Raw genomic sequence first — 13102 nt, 5'->3', positions numbered from 1 at the left:
TTAGAGGAATATTCGTTGATTACAGAACAAGCACCAGGAAAATTGTATATTGCGGGAGAGTATGCAGTTCTTGAGCAAAACTGCCCTGCCATTTTAGTTGCAGTAAATGAATTTGTACGTGTATCTATTGCTAAGAGCACTGGCACTAGTGGTTTAATTCACTCTAAGCAGTATTCTCAAGATTCTATTCACTGGATTCGTAAAGGCAATCAAATGGTAATCGATAATCGTGATAACCCGTTTGAATACATTTTATCTGCGATTAAATTTACAGAACGTTTTTGTTTAGAACAAAAAGTTCCAATGTCTTTATATGACTTACATGTTAATTCTGATCTTGATTCAGCTGATGGTAAGAAGTATGGTCTTGGTTCATCTGCAGCTGTAACAGTTGCAACTGTAAAGGCAATTCTTAATTTTTATGGCTTACATTGTACAAAAGATCTTATCTTTAAACTTTCAGCTATCTCTCACTATAGTGTTCAAGGAAACGGATCAGCTGGTGATATTGCTGCCAGTGTCTATGGTGGATGGCTTGCTTATCAAACTTTTGACAAGGCATGGCTTAAGCAAGAATTAGCTACCAAATCTCTTAGCGATGTTTTAAACGAAGCTTGGCCTGGTCTAAAAATTCAATTATTAACTCCCCCTGAAGGATTAAATTTAGTAATTGGTTGGAGTCAAAAGCCCGCCTCAACTTCACAATTAGTTGATAAGACTAATGCTAAGAAGAAGTTTATTAAGACCCAATATGATACTTTCTTAGAACAATCTAGACAATGCGTTCTTGATATGATTAAGGGCTTTAATGAAAAGAATATTGCTTTAATTCAAAAGCAAATTCGTCTAAATCGTCAATTGCTAAAAGATTTTGCTGCACTTAATCATATTGCTATCGAAATTCCACGTCTGACTAAATTAATTAATATCGCAGAACAATTTAATGGTGCTGCTAAGACTTCTGGCGCAGGAAACGGCGATTGCGGCATTGTGATTGCTGATGAGCAAACTGATATTGAAGAAATGAAAAATATTTGGCGTGAAAATGGAATTATGCCACTGAACTTTTTAGTTCATTCAATAGCTTAATTAATTTAATACTAGGAAACGATTATGTCACAAAGATCCCAAAGAAAAGAAGAACATCTAGCATTGGCTAAGATGTTTTTTAATAGTAATAAAAATAATGATTTCAAGCATATACATCTAATTCGCCCCGCTCTTCCTGAAAGTGCTGTTAGCAAAGAAAGTATTGCAACAGAAATGTTTGGTCAAAAAATTAGTGCCCCATTTTTTATCAATGCAATGACAGGTGGATCAGATGCTTCATATACTATTAATCGACGCTTAGCTCAAGCAGCTGCTAAAGAAAATATTCCGATGGCGTTAGGTTCTGCTAGCATTCTTGAAAAAGAAATTGATCAAATCAAAAGTTTCGAAATTGCGCGACAAGAAAATCCTGATGGCCTACTTTTCGCTAACGTTAATCCAACTACTAAACCTAAAGTGGCCCAAAAGATTGTGCAGGTATTAAATGCTAACGCCCTTCAAATTCACCTTAATAGTGTTCAAGAAGCTGTGATGCCTGAAGGAGATCGGGATTTTCATTGGCTTGATAATCTAAAAGCAATTCGTCAAGCAGTCGATGTTCCAATCATCATCAAGGAAGTGGGAATGGGAATTGACCCCGAATCTTTACGAACCCTCTTGATCAATGACTTTTCAATCATTGACTTAGGTGGTAGTGGCGGAACTAATTTTGCTCAGATTGAAAATGAAAGACGAAAAAATCAAAAATTAATGTTTTTAGAAGACATTGGTCTTTCAACAGTTAAAACTTTGCTTGCTGCACGAACTATTCCGGTTAATAAAACGATTATCGCAGCCGGTGGGATTACCAATGCTTTAGATATTTTCAAGTCCTTAGTTTTAGGGGCACAATATGTTGGTATTGCAAATTATTTCTTACAGTTTGCTAATCAAGATACCGAATCCTTGATTGTCGCAATTCAAAATCTAAAATATGAGTTACGTCTTCTAACTGCCCTATTTGGATTAAAGAATATTGCTGAGGTAGATGAAGTTAAATATTATCTTGATACCGATTTATATAATTTTACTAGACAAATTTATAACTAGTTACTTTCTTTAATGACTGCATTTTGCAGCCATTTTTTGAAGGCATCGAAAAAGGCTTTTGCATTTTTTACAAAAGCCTTTTTCTTCTAGTCTTTTACTAAGTGAATCTCTCGATCAAATAGATCATGCATTTTTTTATTAAAATTATGAGCAATAAAGACGATAGTTGCCTTACTTTTTAATAGATTATTCAAAATATCCATTGTCGCTTTTTGATCAATTGCACTTGTTCCTTCATCGATCAAAATAATATCACTATCATGAACCTTTGCACGAGCTAAAACAATCTTCTGTCTTTGTCCCCCTGAGATATTCAATTTATCCAAGTTAAGTTTCTTATCTATTCCTTCATCAAACTTCTTTAGATCTGCAGAAAGATTTACTTCTTTCACTGCCTCAGCTACTTTATTATCTAATTTGTCATTAAACATCGTAATATTATCTAAAATCGAAGCGGGAAAAACTACTGGGTCTTGTGGAAGATATCCAATTTTACGTAAGTCTGGCACGATCTGATTGCCATTTTTGTCTTCAAATATTATTTTTCCTGAACTTGGCTTTAATTCTCCAAGAATTAATTTAAATAAAGTTGACTTTCCAGCACCTGAATCGCCTGTTAATAAGATCTTTTCGCCCTCTTTAATTTGAAGATCAGGATAAGTTAAACTTTCTCCATTTGAAAACTTTAAACCTAGTGATTTTGTCTTGATTATCGCAGGAGCAATAGAACTATCTTTACTTGAAGAATGGACAGGTTCTGCAGATTTATCTATTTCCGTAACTAGTTTTTTAATACCTTTCATCTGACCACGGGCATTTGAAATTTGATTAATAGCTTGATTTAAATAAAATCTAAAATTACCTACAATTAGAAGTGCACTAATCTCTAATAAACCATTCTTAACTAAAAAACCTGACAATAAAAAGATAATCAAACCAAAAATTGCAGAGGCAATACCAGTAATAGCATTAAGCAATTTGGTATAAGTAGTTTGCTTAACGTTTGCATCTTCAAGCTTCTTACTTGCTAATTTAGAAACTGAAAACAGCTTTGCCCCAGCGGCAAATTGTCTTAATTGCTCTAAACCTGCAAGCCAATCATTCAGAGTATCTAAATAAACCTGATTGCTATCAGAAATAAGTTGATTTGCTTTTTGTAATGGTTTCTCAATTAGTTTCGGAAGGACTAAAGTAATTGCTACAATTAAGCAAATTGTTAGTAACAAGATCCAATTTAACATAATTAAATATATGATAATTGAAACAATCATGACACTACCATATAGCAAATTAAAAATAGCACCAACGTAATTTTCATTAACCATTTGTAAATCATTAGTCAGTCTATTCTGCATCTCAGAAACTTGATGTTTTTTGCCATCATAAAAGTAATGTTTAACAATCTTATCTCTAACTGAATTATTTAAGTCTTGTGCTTGATATGTAATCAAATATTGACTGATATATATAAATACATAGCCTAGAGCAGCAACCACTAAACTTATTGCTGAAATAATTATAAAATTACGTAAATTCCGTGACAGAACAATTGTCGTTTCTAGTTGAACTAGTGCTGTATTACCAATTAATGTGATTGGTGTTAAAACAGTAATTATAACAAATAGACAAAATCTAACTGGATTAATTTTTATTAATTCCCTAAAATTCATTACTCGTGTCCTCCCTTCTTTTCTAACTTTATTTCATGATCAAACTTGGCCTTCAATTCTGGTGTAAAGTTGTGAGCAATCATTAAAACTGTTTGATCTGTCTTTAGCAATTCATCAATAATTTTTTCAGTGGCTTTTTGATCAATCGCACTAGTTACTTCATCCATCAAAACAAATGGCTGATGATGAATTTCACTCCTTGCCAAAACCACTTTTTGTCTTTGCCCACCTGATAAGTTTTCATTTTTTAAATCAACAACTGTATTGATACCAGCAGGCATTTTAGCTAAATCAGTGCTTAGCTGAACTTTGTTAACTACATTAAGTACTTGTTGTTCAAGCTTTTTAGTAAACATCGTAATATTTTCTTTAATTGAAACTGGAAAAACTACAGGATCTTGAGGCAAATAACCTACTGTAGCATTTTCAAGTGGTTGATTATTTTTATCTAAGTAAGTAACAGTTCCACTTTGCGCCTTCAAATTTCCAAGTAAAACTGCAAATAATGTAGATTTACCTGTTCCTGAATCACCAGTCAGTAACACTTTATCTCCAGCTTTAATTGTAAAATCAGGATAAGAAATAGTTTCACCTTGATCATATGAAATTTTTAGATTTTTTACTGAAACACCATATGCGTTTGCTTTAACCGTCCGTTTTTCATTGCGACGTAGTTCAGAAATTTCTTGACGTAATTCTTTTGTTGACTTGATTTGTGTGATTGCACTAGTAATTTCCCAAATAGCTGAGAAAACTGCAAATCCAAATGAGCCAGCAACTGCAAATTCACCAAAAGAAATTGAGCGATTTAAGAATAAAATACCAGCAAAGAAATCCAATCCAACTTGTGCTAAGGCATTTCCCCAGCCATTGAAGAGATAAGAAATTGTATTATACTTGCAGCTCTTTTTACTTGCCTTAGTATAGTCATCACTTGCTTGATGAAGTTGTTTTCTTAATCTGCCATAAGCGCTGAAACGTCTTAATTCTTGTAAACCGCCAAGCCAATGTTCAATTACATTAAGTAACTTTTCATTCTTAGCATTAACTTCCTTAGTAGCTTGTGCGGTTTTCTTTTCCATAATCTTTGGAAGCAGAAAATTAATTCCCAATAATATTGCACTAACTAGAACCAAAGTCCAGTTCATCTTTAATAGAATTCCGACTGAAATAAATATTTCAAGAATTCCACTTAAAATTGAAACCCAAGGAGTTAGAAAGTTAGTGGTCAATAATTTTAGATTGCCGGTTAGTTCATTTTGCATTTTAGATACCTTTTCATCATTACTAGAATTATAGTAATGTTTCATGATATCTGACCTAATCTGATGCAAGTAATTCTGCGACTGTCTGGTTAAAGTAATTGTAGCAATTGGCAATAAAACCGCCGCTCCAATCTCCATCCCTGCTTGAATAAAAGTCCAATAAATATACCCATTCAAATTTCCCTTAAGTATATTATTCAATGAATTTTTAAATAGATATTCTCCCAGAGCACCAGCAATGGCATAAAGAATATATAAACCAATAATTAAAATTGAACGAGGTATATTGCTTTTAATTAATTCTTTAAATGTCATTCTTTCTCCTCCTTCACTTTATTTATTATTAATTTTACTAATCTTTTTTTAATTTTCAATCATATTTTTCTAAGTGGTTATATTTTTATACTAAGCGGTATTTATTCAATACTTTCTGCTATGCTATACTATTTTTATCTTGTTAGAACGAGGTGAAAACTAGGTGTTTATTCTAAATAACTTAGGATTAAGCTTAAAACTGAATTATTTTCTTTCAGTTATTAAGCTATATTTAATAAATGTCCCCAAATTTGATGAAAGTTTGGGGTTTGTTAACTAAATATAGATAACTTTTCCCTGAACTTTCAAAATACTGTAAAAATATGTATTAATAAGGAACGGGAAAATGCTAAAAAATTTAACTAATAAAGATAATTCTAATGTTGTTAACTTATTAATTGGAAGAATCGGAACTAATATTGCTGATTCACTGTTTTATATGGCGATACTCTGGTACTTTAAAAGCCACTTTCACTCACCAATATTACTATCGCTAATCTTTATAGCAGATTCAACGATTGATATGTTTTCATTTACTTTAGGTCCAATAATTGATCGGTTAAATATTAAAAAATTACTTCAAGTAGTAACTATTATTCAAGCCATCCTTAGCTTGTTAATTATTCCATTATTTAACGATCCAAATTTACATCTTTTCGCAATCATATTTTTAATTATTGTTTATATTCTATCTACAATTGGTTCAACATTAATTTATCCAGCTGAAGACAAAATATTGCCAATCATTGTAAAAAAAGAAAATTTAGCTAAGGTAAACGGTATCTTTCAAATGTCATATCAAACTTTGGATTTATTTTTAGATGCCGGGGCAACAATTTTAATTACTTATTTGTCCATCAAAAATACAATTATAATTTCAGGTTTAATTTTTGCTTTTGCGCTCTTATTCTATGCTCGACTTAACTTTAATGTTCAATCAATTTCTTCAGATAAAGAAAATAGTACTTACTTAAAAGCTCTAATTAACGGATGGCAAGCTTTACAAAAAGAAAAGGATATTTTGATCCTAATCCTTCCCTTTGCTATAACCAACTTGTTCTATGGAATTTCTTCAATCGGGTTACCTTACTTTGCTACACAATATTTAAACAGGAGTGCAATGAGTTATGGTGGTTTGGAGCTTGCTTCTTCAGTCGGTGGACTACTTGGTAGTATCGCAGTGCAACATTTCTATGTTAAAGACAATAAGTTAAGATTATTAATTGTTATTTGTTTAATTCTTTCAGGTATTTCAATTATTTTAGAGACAATTATTGCCCCAATTTTTCCTATCTTAATTTTATTATTCGCTCTATTTAGTACCTTTTGGATCAGTATGATGAATATTAACTTTCGTGTACTCGTCCAGGAAAGTTTTCGCCCTAATCTGCTTGGACGAATTAACACAATTAATAGCAGTATTGTTAATTGCATGATTCCAATTGGATCATTTTTAGGAGGAATTATCGTTAAAAATCTTGGCGTTCTTCCCGCAATTATGCTTGAAGGAATAGCTCAAGTAATAACAGCATTCTTTTATTTAATTATCTTTATAAAAATTAAACACTAAAACCGAGGAAGTATAAATGAGTAACAAAAAAAACAAAATCAATAATGCAGAAATTAAAACAAGAGTAGTATTCTATCGTCCTAGTCAATAATTAATTAAATTTAAGAAAAGAGAATATTATGACTCAAGATATAATTACTACGATTACTACAAAAGATAATTTTAAAAATGCCTTCAATAATGCTCAGATCAAGGCTACTGATAAGGTTATGGTTCATACAGCTTTAAGTAAGTTTTATTATGTTCCTGGTGGACCTGAAAGTGTGGTTCATGCTTTAGAAGAAACAATAAATCAAGGCACAATCATGATGCCGTCAGAAGTCACTACGAATTGTGACCCCGCAAGCTGGGAATATCCTCCTGTTAGACAAGATTTGATTCAAATAGTCCGTGACAATATGCCACCATATAATCCTGATACTTCTCTGAGTGAAGGTTTAGGTATTACACCTGAATATTTTAGAAATTTACCCGATGTAGTACGTAGTTGCCATCCTTATCTACCCATTGCAATTTGGGGTAAAGATAAAGCTAAAATTGCTAGAAAACAACCACTTGATATGCCTTACGGCTTGCATAGTCCCTTAGACTATTTGTATCAAAATGATGGTAAAATTATTTTTCTAGGAACTGATTATGAAACTTGCACAATGTTGCACTACGCTGAATCAACAATTGATAGAAAAACGGAAACCTGTTCAGCAGCAACCGGGATAGATAAAACTGGAAAGACTATCTGGACTGATTACCAAAATATAGATATGGATTCATATGATGATTTTAATGACTTAGGACTAGCCTTTGAAAGAAACTTTCCTAAAGAGTTTAAACAAGTTAAATTAAATAATAGTTTTATTAAGGTTATCAAAGTAAAACCACTAATCGACTTTGCTAGAATATGGTTTAAGAAAAAAGATAAAAACTTATAGCATAGCAAAAAGACAGGAGTTATTTCTCCTGTCTTTTTTCAATTTAAAGTTCTAAATTATCTGAATTTTTCTTTTCTTCAATAAAATCTTTCATTACTTGAGGATTCTTAATTAATACATTAAGCAGTCTATTATTACCAACTGTCGGAATCTCACCTATTTCATATAATGCGATTGTTGAAGAACTCCAACCTAAAACTGAAGCCAATTGTCGTTGAGAGAGTTTCCATTTCTTTCTTAATTTTTTAATGTCTGCTGGACCCACAAAACCATATTTCTGACGATACCTTTCTTGTACTATTTCTATAGCTTGATCATCAAGTTCATTATCATTAATTAATCGATCAGTATTCTTTTCAAATCGTGCAGGTGCAGTAACAGTAATTTCTTTGCCTTTGATATCGAACGTATTAGTATAGTTTTTAATATATGTATCTATTGTAAAATACCCCTTAATATAAAGCCTTATGAAAAGAATTTATCTTCTGACACTAACCTTTTTAAAATCTTCAATAAATACCTTTAAAATAAAAAGTTGTAGTTCAATATCTATATTCAATTAAACAATTACTGTCATTGTTGCAGCGCCAATAATAATAGCTAATCCAACTAGAGTAACTATCATTTCTTTCTTTGTCTTACTTTCATGTAAGAACCAAATACCAGTTAATGTTGCCAAAACTACTGAAGTTTGCGACAAAATAAATCCTGTTGCCAAGCCGTTCATATCTGGCTGTGCTGAAATCAAGTATGTCAAAGCAGCAAAAGCAAAAAAGAAGCCAGAAATAATTTGCTTATAAGAAATTCCCTGAGCTAATGCAATCGTTTGCTTTGGATCCTTAACCTTTAGATAAATTGCATAGAAAATTGCCACTAAGCACATTCCAATAGCTTGTGGTAAGAATGCCTTTGAGCCGTCAATTTTTGCAGCTTGTGGGGCAGCTGAATAAGCCCAGTAACCAATTTCACCAATTAATAAAACGATGACTGCTTTTCTCAGCTTGGCACTGTTTTCATCAGTCTTCTTTTCAGTCCAAGTTGTCATCCAAGCTCCCAAAACAATTAAGGCTAAGGCAAGGAAACCAACTAACTTATCACTTGTGCTTGGCCAATCTCCTAGTGCAAACACACCCCATAAAGAAGTTCCTAGCAACTGAAAAGCCGTCGTGATCGGCATCGTACCTGAGGAACCAATTAAAGTAAAAGAATGGAAAGTAAGTATTTGCGCACTAGCCCAACCAATTCCTGAAATAATTGACCAAATCAAGGCTGAACCTGTAGGGAGTGCAATTCCTTGCATCAAATTATAAATTACTGCAAAAATAAAAGTTCCAAAAGTTGCTCCAATAATTTGATTTACCGGTTTACCACCAATCTTTGAAGCTATTGTTGGAAATAAGCCCCATCCTATCAATGGTCCTAATCCAACTAAAAGTGCAATTCCTTGCATAGAATAATTCCTCCATTTCTAATTAATTAAAAAGTTACGCCACTTTCTAAAATCACATTAGAATATGGAGTTTCCTCTCCAGTTCTAATAAATGCCTTTGAGGACTTTAAGTCTTTCTTTAATTCTGAATGAGGAATAAATTTAATCTCAACGTTAGGAAGAGTCTTTTTAATTGCTTCTAATTGCTTAGGATTTTCAGTTTTAATTTCTTCAGCAATATACATTTTTTGAACTTCTAATTCTGTAGAACTTCCTTTAAAACATCAATAAATGATGGCAATCCTGGTCTAACAGATAAATCAATCTTTTCAGTCCCAGCTGGCACAGGAGTTCCTGCATCCCCCACACCTAACCAATCCATATGTCCCATATCTGCAATCACTCTAGAAATATTTGAGTTCATTACGCCCGTCTTTTTCATGTTTAGTTAACTCCTTACTAAAATACGTTCTTAAATTTAGCATATGGAATTAATTTTACCATGTACCTACTATTTCTAGCTATTTTTATACAAGCGCTAATTTTTGTCGCTTATTTTACTTTTTCAAAAACTTCACAGACCATCGGTGCTTGAGAATAAAAAATTTTTCCACGCTCTTTATATTTCCGTGTAAAAAATTCATCATGAACCGTGCGCCAATAAGCATAGCTACAATCACCTTCTCCTTCATGATAAGCATGTTCTTGAGAAATTAAATTATATGGAATAATCTCAACGCATACATCTTTTATTACGCAGACTGGTTTAGCATTACCATCTAAAATAATGCTCCACTCACCTACTTTAGGTAATTTCTCATCTTTACCATACAATTCATAAGCTGAAGTAGTAGCTGTCTTAATTTCTTTATCAACCAAAGAAGCTAACTCATTAGAATCTTTTTGATTTGCACCAAAGGCCCATGCTTCAACAGGTGTATTTTCATTTAAATTATGCTTTTTACAAAACTGATGCCAAAATGTTTGTATATTCTCATCCATATCTATTTGATCCTTGTTAAAATTTGGGCACCAATGCTTAAGCCAGTACGATGTGATTCACTGCCCCACTCACGTTCATCATAATTATCCATATCAGCTAATGTATCTGCCGTAAATAAAAGCTGAGCAAAATCAATCTTTCTAAACTGGGCACAAGCAGCTAAAGCTGCACACTCCATTTCTACGGTTGATGCGCCTAATTGGCGAAATTGGGCCACCTTTTTAGGCGTTTCTCTAAAGAATCCATCAGTTGTCCAAGTTGTTATCTCATCATAGTCCACATTTAATTCAGTTAAAGCTTTTTCTACTTCCTTTAAAAATGAAGAATCTAATTCAACAAATTGTCCAGGTTGCATGTAGTGAAAAGACGTACCTTCATCCCGAATAGCACGTGTCGGAAGAAGCATTGTATTTTCAGGTAAATCTACTAAAGCCCCAGCGGTGCCAATAGTTAACACTTTTTCTACACCATAAGCAATTAACCACTCAAGTAATTGAACAGCAGCAGGTGCTCCCAAGGGTGCTTGACACAAAGTGAAAAATTCATTGTCAATTTGAACTTCATAGATTTTGGGGTTAAAAGAGCATGATTCAAATTCGCCTAAAATGCGGTGCAGGTGTTGATCTAAAAATGCATTGATTTCTTTTTCTGGCACAAACGCATAAAGCAATCTTGGATGAAAATAAAACGGTTCTTGATCATGATTAGGTTCAAAAACCGCGTGAGGATTTTTATCAAAGTCTAAAATAAATGGTCCTTCATTCATGTATACCCTCTCCCTTAATCAATAAATGGATAGTCACCATTAAAGTAATGATCAATAAAAAGTTGATGTTGCTTGTTAAAAATCTCCGGTAATTTGTCTTTAGGAAAATATTTCAAGTCAAGAGTCTCAGCACTGATTTCTTTTGAAGTTTTTTCTAGTAATTCAACAATAAATTCAATAGTTACCGCCTGTGCCACATCTTGATTAGGATAGTGCTGAATAAAATTAGTTGAGACACCTAACAATAACTTAGTTCTTACTTTTAAGCCAGTTTCTTCTAAGAACTCTCGAACACATGCTTCTTGTGCTGATTCTCCAAATTCTAAAGCACCACCAGGCAAACCCCATGCATTAAAATCAGATCTTTTTTGAAGTAAGATTTCATTCTGATCATTAGCCAAAATTCCGCCTGCAAAATTTAGAATAATTGGTTCATGACCAACTTTTTGACGTAAAGTTTTAATGTAGTCTTGAGTCATTGCTATTCCTCTACTTGAATATCATTCATTATAATTGAGATTTCATCATCTAGATGCATCTGACTAGTAAAGGCATATTCGGGAATAAAACCAATATAATCTTTTTCATTCCACCAAGAGCGCATTTTTTCTTCACCAAAAGAATATTCATGACGAGCTTTATGTCGTTTTATTGTCTCTTCAAATGGAATATCAAAATAATAGGCATAAATTTGATTGCCGAAAAGCTGCTGAGATTTTTTAAATAAGTCAGCATACCATTTTGCATTCAAGATACCTTCTAAAATAGTATAAGAACAGTGATGATAACCATATTCAAGCAAGTTTTCTAATAACGGCAAAGCTAAAGTCTTTTCTCCGTCTTTAACATTCAGCATTTCTCTTCTAACTGTATCTTGCGGGATCAATAATGTATTGCGTGGCAATCGACGGTGAACTTCTTTAGACAATGTAGTTTTGCCACTGCCAGAGTTTCCACGAATTATAATTAATTTTGATGTCATTATTTTTATTCACTTTCTCTTAATACTGAAAATAAGATACAATAGCAAAAAAGTTTTATAGAAAATGGTAATTAATTATGAAAAAAGATATTAAATGCTATATAAATCTTTATGATTCAACTAAAGTTAAAACAATTGTTGGAAAGTCGACTAGCTTTTTAAATACACCCGAAGCATTACAGGGAAAGAAAGAAGTAGAAAACGGTAATATTAAAAAAATTGGTTCTTTAGACGATTTAGATGAATGGATTAAAAATCTATAACCTCTTTAACTATTTCTGCAATTTTCTTTGGATATTCAAAATGAATATAATGCGAATCACCCAATGTTACTACTTCAGATTTTGAATTATTTGAAACATACTCCGACCGCTTATATTCATTTTCTCGATACTTCTCTGTAATAAGAACACTTGGTGTTTTATCACTTATCCTAGTAGTATCTTTCCAAAACGAATCATTTTCATAAGCAGCTTGTGCATTCAAATTATCTTTTTCATCAAATTTCTTCGCATTTTGCTCTGTAGTTGTCCAAAACTTTTTATTTTCTTCTGGAGCAAAAATTTCTCTAAGATCAGCTTCAATTTTTTCTTGAAGTTTTGCCATGTTTTTATTTTTCTCAATATAAGCCGGTTCCTTTGGAGGATTTAACATAATTTCTCTCGTAGTTGGCTCAATTCCTACAAAAGCCTTTAAATTATTGATCTTATCTTTCATTTGCATAGCATACACACCGCCAATGCTATGAACCAAAATAATAATTTTTTCTGCTTTAAAATCATTAATAATTTTTGCTAATTCAGTAGCTTCATCTGCTACCGTGTAATCCTTTAAGGATTTACCACTAAAACCGCTATTTAAATAATCTGGTGCAAAATAGCCATACTCATTTGGCAAAGATTCAATTACTTTTGAAAAAGATTGCCCTGTATCAAAGCTACCAAAGCCATTCAAGAAAACAACTAATGGGTCTCCTTTTCGATATGCATAATTAATTTTTCCTAATTCAGTTTCAATCTCTCTTCTCTGCATAA

At 32.5% G+C, this 13102-nt stretch carries 14 protein-coding genes and 1 pseudogene; 5 read left to right on the top strand and 10 right to left on the bottom strand.

The genetic code is table 11. The features are described 5' to 3' along the window. Positions 1–15: 15 nt before the first annotated feature. Both F3I00_RS05065 and fni read left to right on the top strand, forming a co-directional pair. A complete protein-coding gene (locus tag F3I00_RS05065; RefSeq protein ID WP_020807382.1) occupies positions 16–1089 on the top strand; it encodes a phosphomevalonate kinase in 1074 nt (357 codons plus the stop codon). A 24-nt stretch (positions 1090–1113) separates the two neighbouring features. After that, on the top strand, positions 1114–2139 hold the full coding sequence (fni, locus tag F3I00_RS05060) for a type 2 isopentenyl-diphosphate Delta-isomerase (RefSeq protein WP_020807383.1): 1026 nt from the start codon (positions 1114–1116) through the stop codon (positions 2137–2139). Positions 2140–2225: 86 nt separating this feature from the next. Here the strand turns inward: fni and F3I00_RS05055 are convergent, their stop codons facing one another. Together F3I00_RS05055 and F3I00_RS05050 are read right to left on the bottom strand one after the other, a co-directional pair. Continuing rightward, a complete protein-coding gene (locus F3I00_RS05055) occupies positions 2226–3809 on the bottom strand; it encodes an ABC transporter ATP-binding protein (protein ID WP_020807384.1) in 1584 nt (527 codons plus the stop codon). After that, positions 3809–5389 carry an ABC transporter ATP-binding protein gene (locus F3I00_RS05050; RefSeq protein ID WP_020807385.1) on the bottom strand — a complete coding sequence of 527 codons (1581 nt, stop codon included), beginning with the start codon at positions 5387–5389 and terminating at the stop codon, positions 3809–3811. Before F3I00_RS05050 ends, F3I00_RS05055 begins: the two co-directional genes overlap by 1 nt. Before the next feature lie 346 nt (positions 5390–5735). Between F3I00_RS05050 and F3I00_RS05045 the strand changes: the two genes are divergently transcribed. Both F3I00_RS05045 and F3I00_RS05040 read left to right on the top strand, forming a co-directional pair. Continuing rightward, positions 5736–6959, top strand: a complete 1224-nt coding sequence (locus F3I00_RS05045) for an MFS transporter (protein WP_020807386.1) — start codon at positions 5736–5738, stop codon at positions 6957–6959. A 119-nt stretch (positions 6960–7078) separates the two neighbouring features. Next, positions 7079–7888 (top strand): aminoglycoside N(3)-acetyltransferase, encoded by an 810-nt coding sequence (locus F3I00_RS05040; protein ID WP_020807387.1) that lies wholly within the window; start codon positions 7079–7081, stop codon positions 7886–7888. A 43-nt stretch (positions 7889–7931) separates the two neighbouring features. Here the strand turns inward: F3I00_RS05040 and F3I00_RS05035 are convergent, their stop codons facing one another. From F3I00_RS05035 to F3I00_RS05005, 7 genes and pseudogenes are all read right to left on the bottom strand, one after another. Further along, on the bottom strand, positions 7932–8273 hold the full coding sequence (locus F3I00_RS05035; RefSeq protein ID WP_231110815.1) for a helix-turn-helix domain-containing protein: 342 nt from the start codon (positions 8271–8273) through the stop codon (positions 7932–7934). Between the two features lie 174 nt (positions 8274–8447). Next, the gene (rbsU, locus tag F3I00_RS05030) at positions 8448–9338 is read right to left on the bottom strand and encodes a ribose/proton symporter RbsU (RefSeq protein ID WP_003648882.1); all 891 of its coding nucleotides are present in this window, start codon (positions 9336–9338) and stop codon (positions 8448–8450) included. Positions 9339–9364: 26 nt separating this feature from the next. Next, a pseudogene (gene rbsD / locus F3I00_RS05025) lies at positions 9365–9759 on the bottom strand (D-ribose pyranase). A gap of 110 nt (positions 9760–9869) precedes the next feature. Further along, the gene (locus tag F3I00_RS05020; RefSeq protein ID WP_020807389.1) at positions 9870–10319 is read right to left on the bottom strand and encodes an ASCH domain-containing protein; all 450 of its coding nucleotides are present in this window, start codon (positions 10317–10319) and stop codon (positions 9870–9872) included. A gap of 2 nt (positions 10320–10321) precedes the next feature. Further along, positions 10322–11086, bottom strand: a complete 765-nt coding sequence (locus tag F3I00_RS05015; protein WP_020807390.1) for a nucleoside phosphorylase — start codon at positions 11084–11086, stop codon at positions 10322–10324. A gap of 14 nt (positions 11087–11100) precedes the next feature. Next, positions 11101–11565: an NUDIX hydrolase gene (locus F3I00_RS05010; protein WP_020807391.1), complete on the bottom strand. Its 465-nt coding sequence runs from the start codon at positions 11563–11565 to the stop codon at positions 11101–11103. A gap of 2 nt (positions 11566–11567) precedes the next feature. Beyond that, the gene (locus F3I00_RS05005) at positions 11568–12068 is read right to left on the bottom strand and encodes a kinase (RefSeq protein ID WP_020807392.1); all 501 of its coding nucleotides are present in this window, start codon (positions 12066–12068) and stop codon (positions 11568–11570) included. A gap of 77 nt (positions 12069–12145) precedes the next feature. Here F3I00_RS05005 and F3I00_RS05000 point away from each other — a divergent pair, with 77 nt between their 5' ends. Further along, positions 12146–12331: a hypothetical protein gene (locus F3I00_RS05000; RefSeq protein WP_003648888.1), complete on the top strand. Its 186-nt coding sequence runs from the start codon at positions 12146–12148 to the stop codon at positions 12329–12331. Here F3I00_RS05000 and F3I00_RS04995 read toward each other — a convergent pair. After that, complete coding sequence (locus F3I00_RS04995) at positions 12318–13100, bottom strand: alpha/beta fold hydrolase (RefSeq protein ID WP_020807393.1); 783 nt, start codon at positions 13098–13100, stop codon at positions 12318–12320. The two genes, F3I00_RS05000 and F3I00_RS04995, sit on opposite strands and share 14 nt — an antisense overlap. Positions 13101–13102: the final 2 nt, after the last annotated feature.

The sequence above is a fragment of the Lactobacillus sp. JM1 genome, assembly GCF_009834385.1.
Lineage (GTDB): Bacteria > Bacillota > Bacilli > Lactobacillales > Lactobacillaceae > Lactobacillus > Lactobacillus paragasseri.
The sequence above is the reverse complement of the archived record's forward strand: the minus strand, read 5'-3'. Positions and strand labels throughout refer to the sequence as shown.

What these genes read in the sequence shown, in the direction of transcription:
- F3I00_RS05005 (WP_020807392.1), bottom strand. Translation starts at nt 12,068, where the DNA reads ATGACATCAAAATTAATTATAATTCGTGGAAACTCTGGCAGTGGCAAA.
- fni (WP_020807383.1), top strand. Translation starts at nt 1,114, where the DNA reads ATGTCACAAAGATCCCAAAGAAAAGAAGAACATCTAGCATTGGCTAAG.
- F3I00_RS05000 (WP_003648888.1), top strand. Translation starts at nt 12,146, where the DNA reads ATGAAAAAAGATATTAAATGCTATATAAATCTTTATGATTCAACTAAA.
- F3I00_RS05045 (WP_020807386.1), top strand. Translation starts at nt 5,736, where the DNA reads ATGCTAAAAAATTTAACTAATAAAGATAATTCTAATGTTGTTAACTTA.
- F3I00_RS05020 (WP_020807389.1), bottom strand. Translation starts at nt 10,319, where the DNA reads ATGGATGAGAATATACAAACATTTTGGCATCAGTTTTGTAAAAAGCAT.
- F3I00_RS05010 (WP_020807391.1), bottom strand. Translation starts at nt 11,565, where the DNA reads ATGACTCAAGACTACATTAAAACTTTACGTCAAAAAGTTGGTCATGAA.
- rbsU (WP_003648882.1), bottom strand. Translation starts at nt 9,338, where the DNA reads ATGCAAGGAATTGCACTTTTAGTTGGATTAGGACCATTGATAGGATGG.
- F3I00_RS05040 (WP_020807387.1), top strand. Translation starts at nt 7,079, where the DNA reads ATGACTCAAGATATAATTACTACGATTACTACAAAAGATAATTTTAAA.
- F3I00_RS04995 (WP_020807393.1), bottom strand. Translation starts at nt 13,100, where the DNA reads ATGCAGAGAAGAGAGATTGAAACTGAATTAGGAAAAATTAATTATGCA.
- F3I00_RS05015 (WP_020807390.1), bottom strand. Translation starts at nt 11,086, where the DNA reads ATGAATGAAGGACCATTTATTTTAGACTTTGATAAAAATCCTCACGCG.
- F3I00_RS05050 (WP_020807385.1), bottom strand. Translation starts at nt 5,389, where the DNA reads ATGACATTTAAAGAATTAATTAAAAGCAATATACCTCGTTCAATTTTA.
- F3I00_RS05055 (WP_020807384.1), bottom strand. Translation starts at nt 3,809, where the DNA reads ATGAATTTTAGGGAATTAATAAAAATTAATCCAGTTAGATTTTGTCTA.